At 45.3% G+C, this 24,331-nt stretch carries 19 protein-coding genes and 1 tRNA gene; 16 read left to right on the top strand and 4 right to left on the bottom strand.

Translation table 11 applies throughout. The features are described from left to right. Positions 1–302: 302 nt before the first annotated feature. Positions 303–2,000, top strand: coding sequence for a beta-carotene ketolase CrtO (gene crtO, locus QUA25_RS15335; protein WP_333039240.1), 1,698 nt, complete (start codon positions 303–305; stop codon positions 1,998–2,000). A 70-nt stretch (positions 2,001–2,070) separates the two neighbouring features. Here the strand turns inward: crtO and QUA25_RS15330 are convergent, their stop codons facing one another. Further along, positions 2,071–2,199: a hypothetical protein gene (locus tag QUA25_RS15330; RefSeq protein WP_333039238.1), complete on the bottom strand. Its 129-nt coding sequence runs from the start codon at positions 2,197–2,199 to the stop codon at positions 2,071–2,073. A 289-nt stretch (positions 2,200–2,488) separates the two neighbouring features. Here QUA25_RS15330 and QUA25_RS15325 point away from each other — a divergent pair, with 289 nt between their 5' ends. The 4 genes from QUA25_RS15325 to QUA25_RS15310 all read left to right on the top strand — a co-directional run bounded on the left by QUA25_RS15325 (position 2,489) and on the right by QUA25_RS15310 (position 7,022). Beyond that, on the top strand, positions 2,489–3,589 hold the full coding sequence (locus QUA25_RS15325) for a saccharopine dehydrogenase NADP-binding domain-containing protein (protein WP_333039236.1): 1,101 nt from the start codon (positions 2,489–2,491) through the stop codon (positions 3,587–3,589). Positions 3,590–3,976: 387 nt separating this feature from the next. Continuing rightward, positions 3,977–4,327, top strand: a complete 351-nt coding sequence (locus QUA25_RS15320; RefSeq protein WP_333039234.1) for a hypothetical protein — start codon at positions 3,977–3,979, stop codon at positions 4,325–4,327. A gap of 287 nt (positions 4,328–4,614) precedes the next feature. Continuing rightward, entirely contained in the window at positions 4,615–5,136 is a 522-nt protein-coding gene (locus QUA25_RS15315; RefSeq protein WP_333039233.1) for a hypothetical protein, read from the top strand. A 551-nt stretch (positions 5,137–5,687) separates the two neighbouring features. Continuing rightward, on the top strand, positions 5,688–7,022 hold the full coding sequence (locus QUA25_RS15310; protein ID WP_333039287.1) for a hypothetical protein: 1,335 nt from the start codon (positions 5,688–5,690) through the stop codon (positions 7,020–7,022). Between the two features lie 357 nt (positions 7,023–7,379). On the opposite strand, the gene QUA25_RS15305 is transcribed toward QUA25_RS15310, so the two are convergent. Further along, a complete protein-coding gene (locus tag QUA25_RS15305) occupies positions 7,380–7,700 on the bottom strand; it encodes a hypothetical protein (RefSeq protein ID WP_333039230.1) in 321 nt (106 codons plus the stop codon). Positions 7,701–7,812: 112 nt separating this feature from the next. Between QUA25_RS15305 and QUA25_RS15300 the strand changes: the two genes are divergently transcribed. From QUA25_RS15300 to QUA25_RS15270, 7 genes are all read left to right on the top strand, one after another. After that, positions 7,813–8,706, top strand: a complete 894-nt coding sequence (locus QUA25_RS15300; protein WP_333039228.1) for an ion channel — start codon at positions 7,813–7,815, stop codon at positions 8,704–8,706. A gap of 152 nt (positions 8,707–8,858) precedes the next feature. Next, on the top strand, positions 8,859–9,185 hold the full coding sequence (locus QUA25_RS15295) for a DUF433 domain-containing protein (protein ID WP_333039227.1): 327 nt from the start codon (positions 8,859–8,861) through the stop codon (positions 9,183–9,185). 3 nt (positions 9,186–9,188) lie between these two features. After that, on the top strand, positions 9,189–9,530 hold the full coding sequence (locus QUA25_RS15290; protein ID WP_333039224.1) for a DUF5615 family PIN-like protein: 342 nt from the start codon (positions 9,189–9,191) through the stop codon (positions 9,528–9,530). A 43-nt stretch (positions 9,531–9,573) separates the two neighbouring features. Beyond that, positions 9,574–10,749 carry an exonuclease SbcCD subunit D gene (locus tag QUA25_RS15285; protein WP_333039222.1) on the top strand — a complete coding sequence of 392 codons (1,176 nt, stop codon included), beginning with the start codon at positions 9,574–9,576 and terminating at the stop codon, positions 10,747–10,749. A 248-nt stretch (positions 10,750–10,997) separates the two neighbouring features. Next, complete coding sequence (locus tag QUA25_RS15280) at positions 10,998–14,039, top strand: SMC family ATPase (protein WP_333039221.1); 3,042 nt, start codon at positions 10,998–11,000, stop codon at positions 14,037–14,039. An 84-nt stretch (positions 14,040–14,123) separates the two neighbouring features. Beyond that, the gene (locus QUA25_RS15275; RefSeq protein ID WP_333039219.1) at positions 14,124–15,296 is read left to right on the top strand and encodes a pyridoxal phosphate-dependent aminotransferase; all 1,173 of its coding nucleotides are present in this window, start codon (positions 14,124–14,126) and stop codon (positions 15,294–15,296) included. A 16-nt stretch (positions 15,297–15,312) separates the two neighbouring features. After that, complete coding sequence (locus tag QUA25_RS15270) at positions 15,313–17,202, top strand: aminopeptidase P family protein (RefSeq protein WP_333039217.1); 1,890 nt, start codon at positions 15,313–15,315, stop codon at positions 17,200–17,202. A 164-nt stretch (positions 17,203–17,366) separates the two neighbouring features. On the opposite strand, the gene QUA25_RS15265 is transcribed toward QUA25_RS15270, so the two are convergent. After that, positions 17,367–17,439, bottom strand: a tRNA-Thr gene (locus tag QUA25_RS15265). A gap of 142 nt (positions 17,440–17,581) precedes the next feature. Beyond that, the gene (locus QUA25_RS15260) at positions 17,582–19,741 is read right to left on the bottom strand and encodes a WD40 domain-containing protein (RefSeq protein ID WP_333039215.1); all 2,160 of its coding nucleotides are present in this window, start codon (positions 19,739–19,741) and stop codon (positions 17,582–17,584) included. A 560-nt stretch (positions 19,742–20,301) separates the two neighbouring features. Here QUA25_RS15260 and QUA25_RS15255 point away from each other — a divergent pair. From QUA25_RS15255 to QUA25_RS15240, 4 genes are all read left to right on the top strand, one after another. Next, positions 20,302–21,462, top strand: coding sequence for a sulfate ABC transporter substrate-binding protein (locus QUA25_RS15255; protein WP_333039213.1), 1,161 nt, complete (start codon positions 20,302–20,304; stop codon positions 21,460–21,462). A gap of 89 nt (positions 21,463–21,551) precedes the next feature. Further along, positions 21,552–22,412 (top strand): sulfate ABC transporter permease subunit CysT, encoded by an 861-nt coding sequence (gene cysT / locus QUA25_RS15250; protein ID WP_333039210.1) that lies wholly within the window; start codon positions 21,552–21,554, stop codon positions 22,410–22,412. Next, positions 22,402–23,280 (top strand): sulfate ABC transporter permease subunit CysW, encoded by an 879-nt coding sequence (cysW, locus tag QUA25_RS15245; protein ID WP_333039209.1) that lies wholly within the window; start codon positions 22,402–22,404, stop codon positions 23,278–23,280. Before cysT ends, cysW begins: the two co-directional genes overlap by 11 nt. Positions 23,281–23,437: 157 nt before the next feature. Beyond that, a complete protein-coding gene (locus QUA25_RS15240; protein WP_333039208.1) occupies positions 23,438–23,797 on the top strand; it encodes an NIL domain-containing protein in 360 nt (119 codons plus the stop codon). Positions 23,798–24,331: the final 534 nt, after the last annotated feature.

The raw sequence follows: 24,331 nt of genomic DNA, 5'->3' as shown, positions 1-24,331 counted from the left end.
TACCTATTCCCTATACCCTTTCCTCTTTCTTCTTCCTTGTTACTTGTTTGCTTGATTTTTTAATTGTATGCAGATAAATGTGGCTAAATATAGTACAATATTGGCGCGATTTTAGAAAGGCGCTCGCTCTGTAAGTTTAAAAAGAAATAAAGGCGATCGCACAACAGCATTTTGTCAAAGCTCCATCTTTTGTAAGATGTTAAAATGGCTTACTGACAATTAATCTATTTCCATTGGTAGAGACGGCAAACTTGTTAACATTTGTAAAATAAGCAAAATATCCTATCCCTAGAGCTTCATCTATGCAAACGTATGATGTCATTATCATAGGCGCGGGTCACAACGGACTGGTCTGCGCCTCTTATCTCCTCAAAGCTGGATATACTGTCCTATTGTTAGAAAAACGTTCGGTTCCCGGCGGTGCGGCCACTACCGAAGCTGCGATTCCCGAATTACCGGATTTTAAATTCAATTTGTGCGCGATCGACCACGAGTTTATCCATTTAGGGCCAGTTGTAGAAGAATTAGAACTGGAAAAATACGGTTTAGAATATCTTTTCTGCGATCCAGTGGCCTTTTGTCCGCATCCCGATGGCAAATATTTCTTAGCGCACAAATCAGTAGAAAAAACTTGTGCTGAAATTGCCCGCTACAACGAGCGCGATGCTAAAAAATATGCCGAATATACAGACTTTTGGCAGCGGGCTTTAGGTGCAATGGTTCCGATGTTTAATGCGCCACCAAAATCCATCATAGATATTCTGGGCAACTACGATATTGCAAAGATCAAAGATTTATTGTCAGTCATCGGTTCCCCCGACAAAACGCTGGACTTTATTCGCACGATGCTCACCAGCGCTGAAGACCTTCTCAACGAGTGGTTTGACGAGGAATTTATCAAAGCACCCCTAGCAAGATTAGCCGCAGAACTCGGCGCGCCTCCTTCGCAAAAAACCCTGGCTGTAGGCGCAATTATGCTAGCAATGAGGCACAATCCCGGCATGGCAAGACCGCGCGGAGGGACGGGTGCATTAGTGCAAGCGCTGCTCAATTTAGTCAAAAGTTATTCAGGTGTGGTACTTACCGACCAGCACGTCGAGAAAATATTAGTTGATGACGGTCGCGCTGTGGGAGTTCGAGTTGCCGGCGGCACGGAATACCGCGCTACAAAAGGTGTCATTTCTAATATTGATGCTAAGCGCTTATTTCTGCACTTAATGGATTCCAGCGATGTTGACAGTGCCGACCCGGATTTGCGGGAAAGATTGGAGCGCAAAATTGTTAACAACAACGAGACTATTCTCAAAATAGACTTAGCTCTCAATGAAATGCCCAAGTTCGATCGCTGGAATCATCGGGACGAGTATTTAATGGGTTCGGTTTTAATTGCAGACTCGGTGAGACACGTTGAAATTTCTCACAGCGACCCTTCAATCGGCAGAATCCCCGACTCTGACCCATCGATGTATGTAGTGTTTCCGACGGTACGAGACCCGTCAATGGCTCCCCCCGGACATCATACAGCTTGGATTGAATTTTTTGCTCCTTACATGATCGAAAATGCTGAAGGAACCGGCCAGCACGGTACGGGGTGGACGGATGAGCTGAAAAACAAAGTTGCCGATCGCTGTATTGACAAATTGGCAGAATATGCACCGAATATCAAGAAGTCAATTATCGGCCGCCGCGTGGAAAGTCCGGCGGAATTGGGAGAACGTTTGGGGGCTTTGAAGGGGAATTATTATCACGTTGATATGACCCTGGATCAGATGATCTTTTTCCGTCCTCTGCCGGAGTTGGCTAATTACAAAACGCCGATCGACGGTTTGTTTCTGACGGGGGCGGGAACGCATCCGGGCGGCTCGATTTCGGGTATGCCGGGACGCAATACCGCTCGCGTTTTCATGCACTCGCAGCAGCCTTTCGCCCAGACTTTCGCAGATGCGGCTAATACTCTGAAAGCGAAGGGTAAGTCGGTATTTCGGAGTAATGAGAAGTAAGATTTTTAGGAACCGCAGATGAACGCAAATAAACGCAGATGAATCACATCTGCGTTTGTTTTTATTGAGATCAGTGGGGGAGTGCGATAATTTTTTCTGGTTGATGCCCTGTGAAGGGCAAACGATTTGCGATCGCCCTCAATACCCTTTGTAAATCCTGTGCATCTTTCGCGCTTGGTGGCGACGGTTGGCGTTTCATCAAATCTGTTAAAATATTTTGTGATCATAGAGCATATTCCATCGATAAAATTCTCAATATTAGAAGAACAAGTTAACACTGCAAGCATTTTTGAACTTAGTATTGCAGCCAAACCTCTAATTTAGCAAAACAGGCGAGTCGCTGGTAGAAGTCGCTCCCCATCTCCGAATCAGGGCGATCGCCGCCGATCCCCCAGCATCTCGCATTCTCCTTAATTCATACTTTATGCGGATGAAAACGCTGGCCCCAAGTTGAGAAACTGAGAAGTGGCGTTACCCTTTTTTTAGCGATGGCAAACCGAGTTTTGATTGTCGGTGGGCGGGGACGAATTGGCAGCAGCGTTGCCCAAGACCTTGTTACCCATACCGATGCAGAAATTACTATTACCGGACGCAACCCTGAAGGCTCTATTACGCCGGAATTGCCACCGGATAGGGTGCAGTATCAAGCTTTAGATTTAGCAGACAGTGCAGCCCTGCACCAAGCGGTTTCATCCTCTAACCTCGTCGTTCACTGTGCTGGGCCTTTTCACTACCGAGACGCTAGTGTATTAAAAACTTGCATAGAAGCAGGTGTTAATTATACTGATGTCAGCGACAGCCGCAGTTTTACTCGCAGAGCTTTAGAATTGCGCGAAACAGCTAAAAATGCTGGGATTACGGCTATTATTAATACGGGGATTTTCCCCGGTGTGTCTAATAGCATGGTGCGCCGAGATGTGGAACAATTAGATGAAGCAGAACACATCCATTTGAGTTATGTAGTCGGAGGTTCTGGCGGCGCTGGCGTTACCGTCATGAGAACTACTTTTTTAGGCTTGCAAACTCCTTTTGAGGTTTGGGAAGAGCGCAAGTGGCACCAAGTAAAACCCTACAGCGATCGCGAAACAATTGAATTTCCCGCGCCCTACGGTAAAACAGGGGTTTACTGGTTCGATATGCCGGAAGCAATCACTTTGCCCGAAACTTTCCCCGTCAAATCAGTGGTGACTAAATTCGGTACGTCTCCCGACCTTTACAATCACCTTACCTGGTTTGTTGCCAAGTATTGGCCTGCTAGCTGGCTCAAAAATAACTCCGTGATTGAATTTCTCTCCTACGTCAGTTATGGGATGACCAGTGTTACTAATAGTTTTAGTGGGGTTGGTGTGGCCGTGCGATCGCAAGTGACTGGTCTCAAAAACGGTCAACCCGCTAAAGTTTGCTCGACAGCGATACACCCCAATGCTGCCGTCGCTACTGGCATTGGTACTGGCAGCATCGCTCAATTAATGTTAGAAGGTAAACTGGAAAAACCTGGCATTTGGTCTGTCGAACAAGCTCTTTCTACTGAGCTATTTGAACGCGCTATGCAGAACAGAAAACTAGACATAGAGCAGGTAGTTTTGTAGTTACTTAGGTTATTGATAGCACTTTAAAATGTTGGAAAATGGGATTTTGGCCCGAACTGCTAAGACGCGAAACACGCGCCGAAAGAGAAGAGTCAGGGGCTTCGTAATTGATGGGAAAACCCCTAGATAGGGTTCCTCGCAGGAATTGCGATCCCCTCTCATACGAGATGAGTTCCGCTTGTCTAACTAATCTATCTTTTGGTAGAAGTAATAGTAACAAGCAGGCGCTTAAGATATGGGACATCACGGGAAACATCCCTTTTGGCTCGCTTTAGATGCGGTAGCTGCGACAAAGATTGCGCTTGAACCAAGGTAGTCAATGTGCGATCGCAGTGAAGGGGCGACAAACACCATAATTTTTGCGGAAAAATACGAGGAGAAGTTGATATGAAGCGGGTTTTAAAAGCTCTAGGACAAACATTGAGCCAAAGCATTTTGCTGGTCTGTACCCTGGCGTTCATTGGTTTGCTAAGTCTAGCGATAGTACCCAGTCAGGCTGCTTACGCAGGTCAAGACAGGAGTCAGGCGCAGCCAGAAGCTAGAATTACTGACCCCGCAGAAAGTTTCGAGGATCTCAATCCCCAAGCAGCTTACGAAGAAATAGTCAAAACCTCTCAAAATCCTGCAAAGGTCGAGAAAGCTTACGACGAAAGCTTAAAGGAGTACAAGGGAGAACACCCGCAAGAAGGCATAGTTCAAAAAGCTGAAGATTTGATCGAAAAAGTCACGGGCAACTAATAAATCAAGAGATTTATATCTAACTCAAGTTGCTGGTAAATACACAGCTTCAGTGAGTAGACAATGAAGCCGCTGTCAGAACTTACTTGAAGATAATTATCTAGGGTGCGCCTCGGCGCACCTTATCGCTTGAAAGTAGCGTGTAAAACTCGTTTGTGAGTCGAGAAGTATTTTATCCTTTCCCTCCTTTTGAAGCTAGCAGCTTCAGCCTTAAGGCAGATGAATAGATATGAATTTAAAAGGTAAATTTAATAATAGTTACATTTAGATAAAAGGAAAAAAATATCATGAGCGATGACAAAAAAACGGTACATGAACCTGATGCTAACCTAGACCCGATTTCCGGCGAAAAAGGGGCTCATCCAGTAGGAACCGGTATTGGTGCGGCGAGTGCGGGTGCTGCGGGTGCTGCGATCGGCGGTGCCATCGGCGGGCCTGTAGGAGCAGTTGTCGGCGCTGTTGTGGGTTCGTTTAGCGGCGGTTTGGTGGGCAAAGGTGTGGCCGAGGCGATCGACCCCACGGTAGAAGATGCTTACTGGCAAAGCAACTACAGTTCTCGTCCTTACGTGGACACGAGCGCGACTTACGAAGACTATCAGCCTGCATACCGCACCGGTTATGAGGGATACAGCCGCTATGGCGCTACTGGTAAGAAATACCACGAGATCGAACCGGATTTGCAGCGCGACTACGAAACAAATCGCGGTAAGTCTAATGTGACTTGGGAAAAAGCTAAGCACGCCACGCGGGACGCTTGGGATCGGGTGGAACGCGCTGTTCCTGGTGACATTGACAAAGACGGCCGCTAAGGGCTTACGCCAAGTATTTCTCAGTCTTGGAGACACACAAACTCAAGCGTTCCGGTTATTTTTAGCCGGGTACCGGAATGAAGAGAAGTGTTCGATCAAAAAAAACCCGGCTGCTGCGTTCTGGACTGTTGTTGATAGATGGCACAGTTTTTAACGCGAGTTTAGCGAAGTTTTTGGGGATTTTCAGCCCCTCTCTACATCGGAGAGGGTATTTTTATGATCCCTTGAAATCGCATTTTTCAGCACGATTTTTATTTCACAGGACTGTTCGCTGTGATAACTCGCTAGAGACGTAGAGGCTTGGTTGTGCGGGACGATCGCACTCCTAAAAAATGCTTTTTACAAAATCGGGATGCTTCCGTTTGAGATTAACATTTTTTTTTGACTATTAGCCTTAAAATTAAACTTATTCACGACTGAGGCATCGATCGCATATTTCTGTCATTTTTCGCGATGCGCTTTCTTCAATCGCAGCCGGCTCGTAAAGTGTCGGTGGCTTCAAGTCCGATAATTGTTAATCTAAATCCTCTCATTCAAAATTGGTATTACTTGTGGATGAAATGTTGGAAAGAGCTTGGACACTCAAGCAAAATTTAATTGACTTTGTGCTGGATGCTGAGGGAGAGTTGGCGGTAGCTTTGGAAGCTTATGCTGCAGCTCGATCGACCGGCGAGCGCTACGATATTGCTCAGCAAAATCAAGTGATTGACAGTTTTACCATCGAAGGTAAAGTCGGAGAGAAAACGCCGATCGACCTATTTGTCGAAAGTCAGCCGGATTTAACCCAGAGCGAGCGTAGCTTACTCGAAAGTTGGGAGCACAGAAGCTTCACGGGCTTATTTGAAATCACTCAACTTTCCCCCGACAGGTTTGAACTGATGAACTGGCTGACGGCTAAGCACTACGTTGTCAAGCCCAACAGTCCTAATTTTCTTGCAGAAATGTCTCGCTTTAAGTTAGGAGAAATCTTGCTGGCTCGGATTTCTCCCCTTACCGATGACTGGTGGATACTTTCGAGCTCTCCCATTTTGAAAGGGAAATTGGGTAAGCCGAAGTTGGCGGTGGCGATCGGCAATTTCAAGCAAAATCACAACAAGAACCTGTACAGCGATGCCCCGGAATTGTTAGAGCAAGCTTGGCAGTCAGTAGAAAAGTACCATGAAGATTTTACCGAATTTTTTGGTAGTGATGAATTGACGCTATCGGGGTATCACCTGAATAAACAGTTGGCTGAATTTCAGGAATTCATCACTAAAAAACGCCTAGCGGATATCGGCGTTGATGGAAGTAAATCTTTGGCTGATATCGTTGAAGATGCCGGAGTCGATCGAGAAGAAGTCAAAGCAGCAGCAATCGCGGCGGCTGGTGCCGATGCTAACGCAGTTGAGGTAATGCTCGACAGCAATGCTAGTTCAAAAATGGTAATGCCGAAAGTCGAATTGCCCGATCGCTTCAAGAAAGCCGAACAGGTGACAGCACTTTCTCATCCTCGCTGGGGACAAACCTTTTTGTCTACCTACGCTCAATTTACTGCACTGCTATCTGCTGAAGACTTTTCAACCGTTCCCGGTTACGAAAAGCTGGTGCGTAACTATCTCGAAGATCCTGCAATTAATGCCTGGATTTGGCAACGGTTAGCTAAAGTTAATCCAGCGAAATTAGAACAAATTTTGCAAACTGTATTGCAACGTACAGACTTTCAGCTCGATCGCGATTTAGATGCCTTGCTGCAAGAGTTTAAAAAACCTTTAGAACCCGAACTCCCGGAAATTGCCAGCGTTCCCGTGCACCTGCACAACTTATTTCAGGAAGCTTTAGGCGAAGTTAATAAGTCAAAGTCTAAACCGCAGGAGAAAAAGAAAAGCTCTAAAGGCTTTAAATCCTAAGCAACTAAGTTCGTGGCATATTCCTACACGCTATGGTATCGCATACAGTGTAGGCTGCTCGCCAACTCCACCTCATGCTATGGGCTAACGCGCCGGCTTTGCCGAGGGATACTCGATGAGATTGCCACAGCCAAGGGAAAGCAGGAAGAGAATGGCAATTTCAAGTGCCAGTGCGATCGACCCTAGCCATTTTGGGCGCGTTAGTCTGCATCCCTCAGATAATAAACCATTAAACAAGCTCACAGCTAGCTGTGAGCTTATGGCCCGGTAATATTACTCAAATAGCTTTGCAGTCAGGACTTTAGTTTTTCTTCACCGCGATCGAAAGAACTGAAGTCCTCACTACAAACACTTTTTTTAATCTTCAACTCGTCGGACAGCCATGCGTTGCAGCGGCAGGCTGAGTATGCTAGAAGCAGTCAACAAGTAAGAAAGAACAGTAGTCAGCTTCAAACTGAGCAATAACCAGCTATCTTCTGGTAGGTGAAGTTTCAGCCCGAAAAAAGAGATGCAGTACACTATCCAGTAAGTAAAGCTCATCTTGATTAGGATTTCTTCGCTCAAAGTGCGATCGTCCGTTGGCTGCGAGTTGCGATTATCACCCAGCAGGACTAGACCCGCAATAGAAGCCACAAAAGAAACCATAACGAGATAGTCATGCCAGTTAAGCTCAACCATTTCTAAACTCCGCTTTTATCCGAATTTTTGGAATCAGACATCAGTCTAAAGGATAAGTTTTCCCGGTCAAAGCAATAGTTACAAATTGAAACAGCCGCAGTTACAAATCGCAATGAAAATCAACCGCAACCACCAGCCACAGGCTCGTTTAGTCAGTCGCCAAGGACAATTCCCCTTAAATATTGTCAAGTTGGGAGTACCCCGCCTGCATTTTGCCGACCTCTACCACAGGCTGCTAACTCTTTCTTGGCCGCGATTTTTCATCCTGATTTGTCTCTCCTATACAGTCACAAATTCTTTATTTGCCTTAGCTTACTTGGCGGGAGGAGATTGCATTGCTAACGCGCGGCCGGGTTCTTTCCCAGATGCCTTTTATTTCAGCGTGCAAACAATGGCGACGATCGGTTACGGCGCCATGTATCCGCGCACGGATTACGCTAATACTATAGTCGCTATCCAAGCGCTTTTTGCTTTGTGGGGAGTGGCGATGGTAACGGGACTGGCTTTTTCGAGATTTTCTCGACCAACAGCTAGAGTTATCTTCAGCCGCGTAGCTGTGATAGCTCCTTTCAACGGTGTTCCGACTCTGATGTACCGCACTGCAAATCAGCGTTTTAACCAAATTTTAGAAGCGCAGCAGCGAGCTACTTTGATCCGCAACGAGGTAACAGCGGAAGGAGAATTTATGCGGCGTTTTTACGATTTGCAATTAGTGCGAAGTCACTCTCCGGTTTTTGCCTTAACTTGGACGGTTATGCACGCAATTGAGGAGAGCAGTCCTTTGTACCAACTTACTGCCGAAGACTTGATGGAACAGCAAGCGGAAATTGTAATTACGTTAACAGGAATTGACGAAACAGTTTCGCAAACTATTCATGCGCGACATTCTTTTGTGGCGTCTGAAATTATGTGGAATATGCGGTTTGTAGATATTCTTTTGAAATCGGCGACGGGAGGGCGGGTGGTTGATTATACTCGGTTTCACGATGTGAAGCCTGTTGAATGAAAGTTTTTAGTTACATTGTTCTCGGGTTTGGTGTGCAGTCCGCTAGGATTGGTAATTAAATATATTGAATACAATTTGGGATGGTAAGTGCTAAAATAGTTTGAGGATTGACCAAACCTATATTTGTTTACTACTTAGTACGAATAACGAATATGACACTAAAAGAATTACAACCGCAACTCCTTGCATTAACTTCCGAAGAAAAAGCTCAAGCTATACAATTACTAGCTCAAAGTTTAAGCAATTTTTGGTCTGGAATTCAAAAGACTCCTGGTGTAATGGGTGGCGAAGCCTGTATCAGACAAACGCGGATTCCGGTTTGGCTGTTGATAAGTTATCGGCGTCAAGGTGCTAGCGATGCTCATATTTTAGAAGGTCATCCCGATCTCAGTGCTGCCGATTTAGTAAATGGTTTTGCTTATGCTGAGGCACACGTTGATGAGATAGACCGAGCAATTAGAGAACAAGAAGAGGCATAAACTGTGGCGCGTATTTATGCAGATGAACAATACCCTCTTCCGGTCGTAAAAATACTGCGTAATTTTGGGCATGATGTCCTTACAGTTCAAGAAGCGGGGAAGGCAAATCAAAAGATTCCTGATGAAGAAGTTCTAGCTTTTGCTGTTAGCACGAATCGCGCAATTGTGACACTAAACCGACCAGATTTTATTCGACTGCACAGGTTAAGTTCTGACCATAATGGGATTATTGTATGCACGAGCGATCAAAATTGGCAGCGGCTGGCGGCGCGGATTAATGAGGCTATTTCTAATCTGGAAACTTTGAGAGGTATGCTGATTCGAGTTAACCGTCCGTCGGACTGAATATAAGTGATAGAATACATCGAGTCTGAAATTCACTTATACTATGCGAATAATTCATACTGCTGACTGGCATTTAGGGCGACGTTTTCGAGGAATTGACCGCACTTTTGAAATTGCGATCGCCCTCGAACAGATTTTGAAGCAAGCAAAAGCCTTAGATGTCGATGCTGTGCTCGTTGCTGGTGACATTTTCGACGTGCCCAACCCTCCCGCTTACGCCGAACGCATTGCTTATAACTTTTTCTGCGAACTCCAAGCGGCAGGAATTCCCGCAATTGCGATCGCGGGTAATCACGATTCAGCCTCCCGCATCGACAGCATCGCGCAATTGCTTTCCCTCGCCGGTGTGCGCGCTTTAGGCAAACCCAGGCTTTCTGCAGACGGCGGCACAATTACTCTTAATACAAAAAGCGGTAAACTTTGCGTGGGAGCGATGCCTTTTGCTTCCGAACAAAGACTGTTAGATGCTAATTCTCTCTGGCAGTCGGGCGATGCCGATCGCCGAAAAGATTACCGCGAAATAGTAGCATATTTACTCGAAGATTTAACCAGCGATTTTAGAGACAATACTGTCAATTTTCTCATGGGACACATGAGCATTGACGGCGCTCGATTGGCAAAATCAGAAGTCGCTTATTACACGCGAGAAAAGTACCTGCTTTCATCGCAAACTCTGCCGCCGGAAGCTCAGTATGTTGCCCTCGGACACATCCACATTCACCAGCGGATTTCTGACACTTCTCCCGCTTATTATTCCGGTTCTTTGATTCAGTTAGATTTTGGAGAAGCGGAACAGGAAAAAGGATTTTGCTTGATAGAAGTTGAGCCGGGAAGTCAGGCAAAGGTGGAATTTAAGCCTGTGGCTTGCCACAAGCCCTTAAAAGTGCTTAAATGTCATAACGACAATCTCGATGAAACTTTACAAGCTCATCAGTATCATCCGGGTTTCTTGAAAGTAATTGTCGAACTGGACAGTCCGCAAATCGGACTTGCCGATCGAGTGCGCCAAATTTGTTCTCAAGCGCTGTTAATTGAACCGCGCTATCCAGATGCAGCGCTAGAACCAACAGAAATAACTAATATCGATCCCAATAATTTCGATCCGGCAGCAGAGTTTTGCAACTATTATCAAAACCGCTTGGGAACGACACCAAAACCGCCAGTATTGGAGGAATTTAAAAATTTGTACAAGAAGTTTCAGGAAACAGTTAACAATTAAATGCGTAAAAAGATACAATCCACAATCCAAAATCTCAAATTTCAAATAGTTTTAAGACTGAAACCCACGCTCAATGTCGCTTGTAGTCGAGTCTAGATCCCCCTAAATCTCCCTCCCGGGGGACTTTGATAATACTCTTGTCCCCCCCTTGTTAAGGGGGGTTAGGGGGGATCGGGAAGACTGTAGAAGGAAGACAGTAGACCTGAATATAACAATCTAAAACCCCAAATCTCAAATCTAAAATCAGTATGCGTCCACTCGAACTTATTCTCGAAGGATTTACCAGCTTCCACCGCGAACAGCGTTTAGATTTTTCTCAACTCGATTTGTTTGCAATTACTGGTGCTACAGGTGCGGGCAAATCTTCACTGTTAGATGCGATGACTTACGCTCTTTTTGGCACGACAACTCGCAGCGGCAAACAAGTAAGTGATTTGGCGAGTCAAGGCAGCGAAAATTTAAAAGTGCAGTTGCGTTTTGCTGTGGGTTCGGCACAGTATCGGGTGACGCGAAGGTGGCGTTTTCGTCCCAAATCTCCCGAAAATAAGGTAATTTTGGACAACTGGCAAAATGGTCAATGGGAAACTTTGGGGACGAGTATTGTTGCTGTTCAAAATACCATTGAACAGATTTTAGGAATGGATTTTGATACTTTTACGCGAGCAATTGTTCTGCCTCAAGGCAAGTTTGATGAGTTTATTAAAGGGGATACATCAAAACGCCGGGAAATTTTGCGGCAGCTAGCGGGATTTGAGATTTTTGAGCAGATGCGGAAGGAAACAAATGAACTCGCAAAGTTGCTGAAACAAGAACGGGAAATGGTGGAAAGGCAGTTAACTGAGTTGAGTGCGCCGACGGCGGATGAGGTGGCTCAAAGACGATCGCAACTTTTGATTTTAGAGCAGCAGTTGCCCCAGTTCGATCGGGCTGTGATGAAAGCTCAGAAGGAGCTAGATGAAGAGGAACAACTATTTTCGCAAATCGCTCGCTGGCAAGAGCTGCAACAAAAACTGACCCAATTAAATGCTAATTCTGCCGAGGTTGCAATTTTAGCACAGCGTTTAGACAGAGCGCAAGCTGCCAATCATTTACAGGGAGATTGGGCTTTAGTGCGATCGGCTCGCAGTCAGTATGAAACTGCCGAAAGTGCCTCCGTGGCAGCGCGAAAGCAGTTAATTAAAGCTCGCTCTGAGCTAGCAGTAGAGCAGCAGCAACTTGACGCGGCAAAAGCGAAAGAAGAGGTGCTAGCGCCACAAATTAAGGCTCGCGAAGATGCTTTAGCTGCTGCTAAAGTATATGAAGAACAGCGCGCTCAATTAGAAAAAGAAGTGGCGCTTGCCCAAAAAATTCAACAGGAAAAACTCCGCTTTTTTCTGGCAGCAGATAAAGACCTGCAAGCTGCTAACACTAAAATTCAAGGCGCGGGTTTTCGAGTTACTCAAGCAGCGGCACAGCTCGAACAGTATGCGCCGGGAGGAAAGCGTTTAGAGCAATTGCAGCAAATTGCACCCTTATTGATGGAATTGCAGCTAATTACCAAGCAGCAAAAGACTCAGCAAGAACAGTTGGAGAAATCTATTGCAGAGAAGGAAAGCGCTCAACAAAATTATGTGGAGGTTGCAACTAATTTAGAAGCAGCCGAAATCCGACTAAAAGAGTGCGATCGCGAGTTAGAAGCGGCCCTAACTGCTAATGCGGAAGCGGCACGTTTAGAGAGTGTTGCTGCTGTCAGAATGTCGCTGAATTCTGGCGATACTTGCCCGGTGTGTGGGGGGGTGCATCCTGAGAGCGATCGGCTCCCTCCTTTGCCCGATTCTAATATTGTCGATGTCGCTGGTTTGCGGCGGAAATTGGCGGATGCAAATCAGGTTTTTCAAGATGCTCAAAGGTTGGCTGCTGAGGGAAAAAGTGCAGTTTCATCCTGCAGGCAAAAAGAGTCTGAAATTGCTCAAATGTTGGAATTAACTGCGAATAAAGTTGCTCAATTGCAGCAGCAAATTACTCAAGTGCTGGAAAATCCTCATTGGGAAAGCTTGGGGTTGCAGCAGGAGTTGGCAATCCTTAAAGAGAGCGATCGCCAATACCGCCAAACTGAACAGCAGTTCCAACTCGCATCATTGGAATATGATAATTTTCAACAAAAATTTAATTTTGCTGTGGCGACTCAAGCAGCTAAACAGCAGGAATATCAAGATGCGATCGCTGAATCAGACCGTCGCCAGCAGCAGTTGCAAAGTTGTGTAAATGCGCTCTATCAAATTACAGAATATCAACCTTATGCTAACTTAGCAAAAGTCTTAGAACAAGACAAGCAAGACTTAGCAAATCTGCTGAAAGTTGCCGAAAAATCCTATCAAACTGCTCAAAATAAGGTTATTCAAGCCGCAGAGAGAGAGCAACAAGCTGGAGAAGCTTTTGGACAAGCCCAGGCTCATAAACAGCAGTTAAACCTGGATTGGTCAGCAAAATTAACAGCGGCTGATTTCACAGAAGAGACTTTTTTAGCAGCGGTTGCGACAGTTAAGGAACAATCAGAATGGGAAAATGCTATTCGCTCTCACCGCGAATCAAAAATTCAGTTAGAGACGCGGGCGAAAGATTTGAGCGAGGCGATCGCAGGCAGAACTACCGATGAGAATACTTTAGCACAAGTGCGATCGGCAAAACATACCGCCCAAGAAAACCTCAAACAAGCCAACAACAACCGCGCTGAACTTTTAGCTTGGATTCAAGTAGCAGCTCAAAATCTCGAACAAGCCGAAAGACTGTCACAGCAAATCACAAATTTCACAGAACAAGAGCAAACTTATCACACCTTAGCGCAAAACCTCAAATCCAACGAATTTCAATCATACATTTTAGAACATTTAGAAGCAGAATTAGTCGGCAGCGCCACCTTAATTTTGCAAGAATTAACCGAAAATCGCTACAAACTAATAAACCAAGACGGCGAATACTGGGTAGCAGATAATTGGAACGGCGGCGAAGCTAGACGAGTGCGTACTCTTTCCGGTGGCGAAACCTTTGCCACTTCCTTATCAATGGCTTTAGCTTTGTCAGAAAAGCTGTCTCAAGGAACTCACTTGGGCAGCTTATTTCTAGATGAAGGATTTGGTACTTTAGATACCGAAACTCTCGAAAGCGTTACTCAAATTTTAGAATCTTTGCGGCAGCGAGACAGGCTGATTGGAGTGATTACCCACGTTCGAGAATTGGGCGAAAGATTGCCCGCACAAGTTAAAGTTTCCAAATCCCCGCAAGGTTCTAAAATAGAAGTACATAGATCCTGAAGCGGAGAAGCGCGTGCGTGAAATAGTAAACTTGCTTAAGGACGTACATTATCACTAAACCTGCCCTACAATTACCTATAATATATGATAAAAAATCACGCGACTCGAATGCAATCGGTACAGTCGCCAATAATTCCAGTAGTTGGCGAACTGATTCGCCAAAATCCGGGAACAATATCTTTAGGACAAGGCGTAGTTTACTACAATCCGCCACAAGAATCATTTGAAAAAATCCCCGAATTCTTCGCAAATCCCGACAATCACAAATACAAAGCCGTGGAAGGAATTCCACAATTACAGGATGCAATCGCAGCCAAACTAAAAACCGATAACGACATAGAAATTAATAGTAAAAACTGCATTGTCGTTACCGCCGGCAGCAACATGGGATTTACCAATGCCCTTCTCGCTATCACTTCGGCGGGGGACGAAGTTATAATCCAATCACCTTATTACTTTAACCACGAAATGGCGGCAATTATGGCGAATTGCCGACCCGTGATAGTAGAAACTGACGCCAATTATCAACTTAATATCGATGCTATAAAAAAAGCAATTACCGACAAAACGCGAGCCATAGTTACCATTTCCCCAAATAATCCCACTGGTGTTGTTTATTCGGTCGAAGCACTCCGGGAAGTTAACGAAATTTGTCGCCGACACAACATATATCACATCAGCGATGAAGCCTACGAATATTTTACTTATAACGGCGTCAAACACTGTTCGCCCGCCGCTTTTCCCAACAGCAGCGAACATACTATTTCTCTGTTTAGCCTCTCCAAAGCCTACGGTTTTGCGAGTTGGCGGATCGGGTATATGGTAATACCAGAACATTTGCTCGTTTCTGTGAGAAAGATTCAAGATACAATCTTAATTTGTCCACCCGTAATTTCTCAGTATGCAGCCTTGGGAGCCTTGCAAGTTGGTAGAGGTTACTGCGATAATTATGTAAGGGCGATCGCATCTGTGCGAGAGATTGTATTAGACGAACTCAATACCATCCAAAATTTGTGCACAATTTCCCCAGCCTGCGGAGCATTCTACTTTTTCTTGAAAGTTGATACTGAAATCGATACAATGGAATTAGTAGAAAAATTAATTCGCGAATATCACGTAGCAGTGCTTCCCGGTACAACCTTCGGCATGGATAGCGGCTGCTATTTGCGGGTTGCTTACGGTGCTTTGGAGAAAGCAACCGCCACCGCAGGTATTAGGAGATTAGTTAAAGGTTTGAAGACAATTTTAAACAAGTAAAATAGGAAATTTAAAAATGGTTGCGACGAACTTGAAAGCAAATACAAATATTCAAGATACCTCCGCTGCAAAACTGGCAGACTTGCGGGATTTGATGGCAGATTACGATTTAGATTGCTATTTAATCCCAGCGGTTGACGAACACTTAAATTTATCAATTCCACCAGCCAAGCAGCGGCGAGCTTGGATGTGCGGTTTTACTGGTTCCGCTGGTGATTTGTTGGTTGGGAAAGATTCCGCTTGGTTGTTTGTGGATTCCCGCTATTACGAACAAGCCGAATTGCAAGTCGATACTGGAATTATTCAAATATCGAAACTCGGCTTAGAAGGAAATTTAACCTTTATTGAAACTTTAGAAAAACTGGCTGTAGAATCGGCCGAAAAATCAAGGAAAATTCGCTTGGGTTTTGATCCGTTTACTGTAGCGACAGAGCAATATCAAAATTGGGTGAAAAAATTTGCAACTGCGGAGATTGAGCTCATACCAATCCGGGAGAATTTGACAGACAAAGTGCGATCGCAAACTCCTTGGCAAACAGCAGAGACTTTACCCGCGATAGATGCAGAGCCCATATTTAGCTTACCTGTATCCCTGACAGGAGAAACCGCCGCCGAAAAATTAGCCAGAGTCAGGGAAGCGATGCAAAAAGCCAACATCGATGTGCTTCCGATTACCAACCTCAATCAAATAGCTTGGCTGTTCAACCTCCGAGGCTCGGATATTCCCCACATTCCCATTTTCATCTCCTATGCCATTGTCACCACAGATTCAGCGTTTTTGTTTACAAATCCCGAACGAATTTCGCTAGAAATCAAGCAAGAATTGCGGGCGGATGTAACTTTGCTTCCCTACGCAGACTATCCGCATACATTAGAAACTTGCGTAAATTTGCCACATAAAGTTCGGGTACTTATAGACCCGAAACACAGCACAGCAGGCACGTACCAGTTAATATTAAACCATCAAGAAGCGCAGTTTTACAACATCGAAATAGTTTTTGAGACACATCCGGTAGAAGGGATGAAAGCTCGCAAAAATCCCGTAGAAATTGAGCAGATGCAATCAGCTAATTTTAAAGCAAGTCGAGCGAAAACTTTGACTTTAAAGTGGTTGACCAAACAGCTAGAAAATGGTAATGCAGTTACCGAGTTTGATGTCAAAGAAAGCATCGAAAATTTTTACCAGCAAGAAACAGATTTTCAGACTTTAACTTTTAGAACGATCGCCGGTGCAGGAGCCAATAGCTCGATCGTACATTACGGAACCCCCAGCCCTGAAATAACGTTAAAACCGGGGGAACTGCTGTTATTGGACTCAGGGGCGCAATATTTAGCAGGTACAACCGACGATACGAGAACAGTAAGTATCGGAGAACCGACGGCGCTACAAATAGAACACTACACCACAGTGTTAATCGCGCACATCAACTGTGCAATGCAGCAATTCCCCAAAGGAACAACGGGAGCGCAATTAGATGCGATCGCCCGTGCGGTATTATGGCAAGAACAGCTAGACTACGGACACGGTACAGGGCACGGAGTCGGCGCGTTTTTAGCCGGTCACGAAGGGCCCAATGGCATCAGCAAATCTGTGCAGTATCCGCTGGAAGCCGGAATGGTAACGAGCATCGAACCGGGATATTACGAACCAGGATGGGGCGGAATTCGCATCGAAAATCTCTATGTTGTCAGGGAAATGCCATCAAAAAACGGTACGGTTTGGTACGGATTTGAATCGCTGACGTATATTCCGTTTGAGCGCAAATTAATAAATGTCGAGCGGCTGTCAAAGACTCAACTAACATGGTTGAATAATTATCACGCTGCTGTAGTCGAGAAATTGGAACCCGTACTTGATGCAGCAACTATTGAATGGTTGAAAAAAGCCTGCGCTGTCTTAGGTTAAGCCTTGTAATTTGTCGCACATTTAACTTGTACACCTATTTTTCGGGAAACTCTTGTGGGGTGGGCACGCGAGCCTGCCCCAAAGGTACAAAATAGCACATATCAGATAGGGACACGGCAGTGCCATGTCCCTACTGTATTTAATCCGATTGAAAACTGCTATAAAGCTGGTGACAGGATTTGAACCTGCGACAGGCTGATTACAAATCAGCTACTCTACCAACTGAGTTACACCAGCAGTGAAAATTAATATAGCAAACTTATAGTCATTAGCGCAACCCCCCCAGCCATTTTTTTTTAAATTCGCTCAAAAGCTCTCCCCGCAAGGGTTAAACAAAAATGCTCTTCCTCTGAGCAATCCCCGATGCTTTTGGGCCCATTCACGAATCGCACCGCCAAATCTTAATTGTCTGATCCGCACTGCCGCTGGCGAGCAAATTGCCCGAAGGTGCGATCGCCACCGAGTACACCGTACCCGAATGTCCCTTAAGACTTGTCAACAACTCCCCCGTCTGCAAATTCCAAATATTAATCGTATTATCATCCCACCCGCTAGCCAAAGTCAAACCGTCCCGACTGATAGCAACCGACTCGCCCCGACTCACATAATTCTGCAAAATATGCACCGCCTCATTCGTTCCTAAATTCGTTACACCCTTTCCCCTTCCAGAATTAGTATTTAAAATCCGCAACAAACTGCCCGTATGCAAATTCCGCAGCTTAATCGTATAATCATTGCTGACGCTAGCCAGAATCTGACCGTCCGGCGCGATCGCCACAGAATTCACCCCAACATTCAACCCGGAAAGAGTCCGCAGCAACTTGCCGCTTTCCACATCCCAAACCTTGCTCGTTGCATCCGAACTGCCACTCGCCAATATTTTACCGTCCGGGCTAAAAACCACTGCATTCACATTGTCAGAATGACCCTTCAAAGTCCGCAGCAACTCACCAGTCCGCAAATTCCAAAGCTTAATCGTATTATCAGCCCCGCCGCAGCTAGCAATTACCGGGCGCTTCGGGTTAATCGCCACCGAATTCACCTCCATAGAATGTCCCGGAAAAGTACACAGCAAATCACCATTGTGCAAATTCCAAAACTTAATGGTTTCGTCCGAACTGCCGCTGACCAACATTTTTCCGTCATAGCTAATCGCAACCGAATTTACGCGATCGGAATGTCCCGTCAGAGTGCCAATTAATTCCGTTGTGTCTAAATTCCAAATCTTAATAGTTTTATCCCAACTACCGCTAGCCAGAATTTTGCCGTCCGGGCTAATCGCCAGAGAATTCACAAACGATGAATGTCCTGGCAGCGTATATACACACCGCCATTTCTGATGTTTTAATTTGTGAGCTAATTCCTTCACCCGCTTAGCTGCCGCCTCAGCTTCCTCTCTGCGTTTGAGTTCAGCCTCTTCCAAACGCTGGCGTTCCGCCCTAGCTTTCGCCTCTCGCAGCGCCAGCCGCCGCATCTCTCCCTTATAGACTATTCGCTGCTGCTCCTGAATTTCTTTAAGAGTTTCAATATACGGTTGGGCCCAATCTTTAGAAAACCATTCCTGAGCAAATTCCGCCTCTAATTTAAATAACTCAGGTTCGTGAGTAAAATCGATATTTAAATAATACAAATCCGCTAAAAAAGCTGCCAATAACTTGTGAATAGTCACAATTATTTGCCGAATAATCCGCAGGCTCAGCTTTTTATCTTTCCCCTCCGCCTCCAACTGGTGATAAACCTCTTCCCAATTCCAAGGCTGCATCGCCACTAGAGAAACGCTCTGATTGATTACTCCCCAAAAACCAACATGAAAATTAACTTCATAATCGCTGATATCGCTGTACAGTATAGCTGTCGGTACGGGAGACAACACCGTCTGCAACCGCTCCACATCAATATCAGAAATCGATTTTTTGAAATAGTCTCCGTAAAACTGAACCGGGCACAAATCTCCATGGGGGGGGTAGTGCTGGTTCAAAAAAGCTCTTAACTTAGCCGGCAGCTCGATATTCAGATTGTGGCGAAACGAATCGGGGCAATCTTCGCTAATTTTTGCGGGAGCAACTAACAGCAGCAATCGGTGCTGTTGCTGCTGCAAAATCTGTTCAGTTTCCTGCCTGCTCAAATTAGAAAACCAGTTGTCCCTATCCCAAATAGTTTGAATTTCGCTCAGCTTAACTCGAATTGCTTCTGATTGAAACTCCCGCATTAAGTCGCGGCAAAGTCGGCTAATTGCCCGCTTATCTCTTACTTCTTGTGCCTTAATTCGATTAGCCCGTTCTTCCTTTACCCTTTCTTCTGCGCCGGCGATCGCGATTAATTCTTGTTCTCTGGCTTGCTGCCGCTGCAAATATCGCACTTGGGCTTTAATCCAGCGCGGGTCTTTTTTGATTTGCTGGTTCAAAGCTGAAGAACCAGAAGGTTCAATTTCTGCATAGCGTTCGTTGACAGCGCTTGCTCCCAATCTTTCTCCCAATTCAGAGGCTACAGGCTTCAACAGTTCAATTAGGGTGTCTGAGACTGGGCGGGGTAAGGACATACCAGTTAAAACTTTTTCTTACTTAACAATACTCCGGACAGTTTTGGGAACCAGACTACAAGCTTTACACGGCAAGGATCATAAATAAAGTCGAATTAAATGCCGCGTAGGGGTGGAGCTGACATTGATTTAATTATCCACAGGGGCTGCGAAGTCCTACAGAATAAGCCATTGGGCTATATAAAAACTGTCCGGACTATTGACTTAAGGGCGATCGCGCGAGTCAGGCATATCTCGCTGGGGCGGGGACTCTTGGCAGGGCTATTAGATTTGGGCGATCGGCCGATGGTATATGTAAGGCGTATCGTGCAGGCGTATCGTAAAGCCGCGCCTGCTTAGCACCTTAACTCAATAATAGTATTTATACGCTTTACATTTTACCCCAAATCTGGATCGAAAGCACCGAGGGAAAAGACATCAGAATATGCGATCAACCCTGAGTTCCTCCAATTCTTTTTTTTTGTTGCCTTTTGACTCGCTCTTGTCTATAATCGTACTTCACAACCATAATTACGGTATTCCGACCCAATAACCGTACTTTCTCTAGAGGAACAAATATAATGAGTCCGTGGCAACGCCTAAATCAACACCTTCGCTGGCGACAACAGTCATCAGCCAGCACAAATCAATCATTTACTGCCCTGAAAAGATTTGTGTCCCTATTTTTAGTCGGAATAACATTAAGTCTGGCCGTTGCATCCTGCGGCCAGGGAACCACCAACAACCCCGCCGCCACTCCAGGAGGTACTACTGCAGGCGGTGCTAGCCCAGCAGCCAACAAAGGCAACGTAGAATTAACCCTAGTATCCTTCGCCGTCACCAAAGCCGCCCACGAAGCGATAATTCCCAAATTTGTAGAACAGTGGCAAAAAGAAAAAGGTCAAACCGTCACCTTCAACCAAAGCTACGGCGGTTCCGGTTCGCAAACTCGGGCCGTAATTGATGGTTTAGAAGCAGACATCGTACACCTAGCCCTCGCCCTCGACACCGCAAAAATCGAAAAAGCCGGACTAATTCAACCTGGGTGGGAAAAAGAAGTTCCCAACGAAGGCATAGTCAGCAAATCGGTAGGAGCAATAGTCACCCGCGAAGGCAATCCCAAAGGCATCACAACCTGGGAAGATTTAAGCAAAGACGGAGTAAAAGTGATTACTGCCGATCCCAAAACATCAGGCGTTGCCCGTTGGAATTTCCTCGCACTTTGGGGCTCGGTTGTTAAAACCGGAGGAGACGAAACCAAAGCATTAGACTTGACTACTAAAGTCTACAAAAACGTCCCAATTCTGACTAAAGATGCCCGCGAAGCCACTGATGTATTTTTCAAACAAGGGCAAGGCGACGCCTTAATTAACTACGAAAACGAGATTCTTCTGGCAGGTGAGAAAGGCGAAAAACCGACTTATACTATTCCCGAAGTCAATGTTTCGATCGACAATCCGATCGCCATCGTCGATAAAAACGTTGATAAACACGGTACTCGCGAAGTCGCCGAAGCATTTGTCAAGTTTCTCTACACCCCAGAAGCTCAGCGAGAATTTGCCAAAGTAGGCTTCCGCCCAGTAGATGCGACAGTAGCGGCGGAACCAGAATTTGTCAAAAAATATGCCCCCATCAAAACCCTATTTACAGCTCAAGACTTAGGAGGTTGGGGAGATATTCAGCAGAAATTCTTCGATGACGGAGCTGTTTTTGACAAAATCCAAGGTTCAATTAAACAGTAAAAAAACAGAAGGCTCAGCTCCCCGACTTCCTCGAAGTTGTCGGGGAGCTAAAAGATTCACTATTCTTGGCAACTCAAAACTATTCACCTATGGCTGTATCATCTCCAACCAGCAACCATGAGTCTCCGATCGACAATATCAAAAAGGCGATCGGCAAAATAACATTACCTTGGGGAATCACCCTAGGCTACCTCAGCTTAATGCTATTGCTCCCAGTTGCAGCAATGCTGCTGAAAGCCAGCACAGCAAACCCCGCCGAATTTTGGGCAATTGCCACCAGTCCGATCGCTCTTTCAGCCTACGATGTCACCTTCTTTACGGCCTTAATGGCGGCATTAATTAACGGAGTATTCGGCACATTAATTGCCTGGGTATTAGTCCGCTACGACTTTCCCTTAAAACGGGTTGTCGATGCAGCAGTCGATTTACCTTTTGCACTGCCCACCTCCGTCGCGGGTTTAACTCTCGCCACAGTTTACAGCGATAACGGCTGGATCGGCGGGCTGTTTGCACCCTTGGGAATCAAGATATCATTTACTCGCTTGGGCGTAGGAATAGCGATGATCTTTATTTCCTTGCCCTTTATCGTGCGGACTGTACAGCCAGTTTTAAACGAGATGGAAAAAGACATCGAAGAAGCAGCTTGGTGCTTGGGTGCTTCTCAATTTCAAACTTTCTGGCGAGTAGTTTTACCCCCGTTATTTCCGTCTATTTTAACCGGAGTTGCACTCGGGTTTTCGCGAGCGGTTGGCGAGTATGGCTCTACTGTAATTGTAGCTTCTAACATACCCTTCAAAGATTTAATCGCTCCAGTATTAATTTTTCAAAGATTAGAACAGTACGACTATGCAGGAGCAACAGTTATCGGCACTATCCTGTTAGGTATTTCCCTAGCAATGCTGTTCGCAATTAATCTATTACAAGCATGGAGAAGACGCTATGACGGCTAATATCAATTCACCTGCTGATTACAAATTTCCGCCTGCGGGTTCTAGTCGGAGTCAGGAGAAAGCCTGGGTAAAACCAACTTTAATCGGAATTGCGAGCGGCTATCTTGCTCTCGTCTTATTCATCCCCATGCTCAACGTTTTTTACCAAGCTTTCCGAAAAGGATTTGAGCCATTTCTTTCTAACTTAACCTCGCCCGATTTTCTGCATGCAGCCCAACTTACCCTGATAATTTCTCTGATAGTTGTGCCTGTAAATACAGTTTTCGGTTTGTGTGCAGCCTGGGTAATTGGTCGCAATAAATTTCCCGGGCGCACGCTATTAATCAGCATTTTAGACGTGCCGTTTGCCATATCACCCGTAGTTGCAGGTTTAATGATTGTACTGCTTTACGGTCGCGTGGGATGGTTCGGGCCGTGGCTGGAGGGGGCCAATATCAAGGTTATTTTTGCCTTCCCTGGAATGGTGCTGGCTACTGCTTTTGTTACCTTGCCTTTTGTGGCCCGCGAAGTAATTCCTGTTTTGGAAGAAGTGGGTACAGATCAAGAAGAGGCGGCGAAAACTTTGGGAGCAAATGACTGGCAAATTTTCTGGAATGTCACGCTTCCCAGTATTCGCTGGGGATTGCTTTACGGAGTAATTTTGACCAATGCTAGAGCAATGGGAGAATTTGGAGCCGTCTCTGTGGTATCGGGAAATATTGCTAAAAAAACGCAAACTTTGCCTTTGTTTGTAGAGGATGCTTACAAGCAGTACGCGACGCAAGCCGCATTTTCAGCGGCGGTAGTTCTAGGTTTTTTAGGAGTTATTACCCTCGTGCTTAAGGAGATTTTGGAACGAAAAACTAGCATTAAGGAGGTTGAAGAATAATCATCAGTCATTAGGCTGTAGGCTAGACGCAGTTGTTAGTCATTAGTAGTGTGCGTGGCTATCGACAATCTGCTTGGAATATCGAAAATTTCGCTGCTCCGCACTCTACAAGATATTGGTGCAAAGTGTAAACTCAAACAAACATTAGGAGGCCCAAATGTTAGCTCACAACACTAGCGAATCTGAATTTGAGGCGATCGGCAATTTTCACAGAACCCAAGAATCAGATATTCCCAAATCTGATAGTGGTGACAGCAGACCAACTCAAACCCGCATTCGCATTCGTGTTCCTAAAGAGTACCATCAGGAACCTGTGATATCTAACTTGATTTCTGAATACGGTTTGACGGTGAATTTTAATGCAGCTTTGTTAGGTGTCAAAACTTTAGATGATGGCTGGTTTGATTTGGAACTTAATGGTACAAGTAAACAGATTGAAAGCGCTCTGCTTTATCTCAATGATTTAGATGTGGAAATCTGGAGCAATTCCAATAATCCCGATGAAGAAACTTGGTAATTAGTGAGTCTTGCACGCACCCTAGTGGAAGAGGACTTAATATTCTGGACTGCGACGCCAAATTTTCTTTCTTCGAGCCGGTTTATTGAGTCTAATAGTCTCCAGGAATGTTAGTCATGAGCCAGCATATCTATTCCGGTAAAATAACCGTTATCAAGCTTCTAGTGAGGAATGCAAGCCTTCATAAAACTCAGAGGACTTGCATTCCTCCCTACCAAGCAATTTGATTGGGGTGGTTTGATCGCACATACCGATAATTCAGCAGCTAACAACTACCAAATAACAGCAGCTTACAGCTAATAACTGTGACTGATGACTCTTGACTAACAAATATCGATCGCCATCGCTTCATTATTCGATTGACAATTTTTATAAAATCTGGTATTTTCTCCATCTCTGGCATATCAATAAACAGCGCGCAAGTCTTCTCCAACATTGTTGTAACAGCCGGAACAATATCCCCCTTTAAAACTTCTAAACAATCAAACTAACTCAGTTAGGGCAGGGGAGCATAAAAAAAGGTTTTTGTCAATA

This window comes from Microcoleus sp. Pol17C6, from assembly GCF_036701145.1.
Taxonomy (GTDB): Bacteria; Cyanobacteriota; Cyanobacteriia; order Cyanobacteriales; family Microcoleaceae; genus Microcoleus.
This window is presented reverse-complemented; position numbering and strand designations above follow the sequence as displayed.

What these genes read in the sequence shown, in the direction of transcription:
- crtO (WP_333039240.1), top strand. Translation starts at nt 303, where the DNA reads ATGCAAACGTATGATGTCATTATCATAGGCGCGGGTCACAACGGACTG.
- QUA25_RS15330 (WP_333039238.1), bottom strand. Translation starts at nt 2,199, where the DNA reads ATGAAACGCCAACCGTCGCCACCAAGCGCGAAAGATGCACAGGATTTA.
- QUA25_RS15325 (WP_333039236.1), top strand. Translation starts at nt 2,489, where the DNA reads ATGGCAAACCGAGTTTTGATTGTCGGTGGGCGGGGACGAATTGGCAGC.
- QUA25_RS15320 (WP_333039234.1), top strand. Translation starts at nt 3,977, where the DNA reads ATGAAGCGGGTTTTAAAAGCTCTAGGACAAACATTGAGCCAAAGCATT.
- QUA25_RS15315 (WP_333039233.1), top strand. Translation starts at nt 4,615, where the DNA reads ATGAGCGATGACAAAAAAACGGTACATGAACCTGATGCTAACCTAGAC.
- QUA25_RS15305 (WP_333039230.1), bottom strand. Translation starts at nt 7,700, where the DNA reads ATGGTTGAGCTTAACTGGCATGACTATCTCGTTATGGTTTCTTTTGTG.
- QUA25_RS15300 (WP_333039228.1), top strand. Translation starts at nt 7,813, where the DNA reads ATGAAAATCAACCGCAACCACCAGCCACAGGCTCGTTTAGTCAGTCGC.
- QUA25_RS15295 (WP_333039227.1), top strand. Translation starts at nt 8,859, where the DNA reads ATGACACTAAAAGAATTACAACCGCAACTCCTTGCATTAACTTCCGAA.
- QUA25_RS15285 (WP_333039222.1), top strand. Translation starts at nt 9,574, where the DNA reads ATGCGAATAATTCATACTGCTGACTGGCATTTAGGGCGACGTTTTCGA.
- QUA25_RS15280 (WP_333039221.1), top strand. Translation starts at nt 10,998, where the DNA reads ATGCGTCCACTCGAACTTATTCTCGAAGGATTTACCAGCTTCCACCGC.
- QUA25_RS15275 (WP_333039219.1), top strand. Translation starts at nt 14,124, where the DNA reads ATGATAAAAAATCACGCGACTCGAATGCAATCGGTACAGTCGCCAATA.
- QUA25_RS15270 (WP_333039217.1), top strand. Translation starts at nt 15,313, where the DNA reads ATGGTTGCGACGAACTTGAAAGCAAATACAAATATTCAAGATACCTCC.
- QUA25_RS15260 (WP_333039215.1), bottom strand. Translation starts at nt 19,741, where the DNA reads ATGTCCTTACCCCGCCCAGTCTCAGACACCCTAATTGAACTGTTGAAG.
- QUA25_RS15255 (WP_333039213.1), top strand. Translation starts at nt 20,302, where the DNA reads ATGAGTCCGTGGCAACGCCTAAATCAACACCTTCGCTGGCGACAACAG.
- cysT (WP_333039210.1), top strand. Translation starts at nt 21,552, where the DNA reads ATGGCTGTATCATCTCCAACCAGCAACCATGAGTCTCCGATCGACAAT.
- cysW (WP_333039209.1), top strand. Translation starts at nt 22,402, where the DNA reads ATGACGGCTAATATCAATTCACCTGCTGATTACAAATTTCCGCCTGCG.
- QUA25_RS15240 (WP_333039208.1), top strand. Translation starts at nt 23,438, where the DNA reads ATGTTAGCTCACAACACTAGCGAATCTGAATTTGAGGCGATCGGCAAT.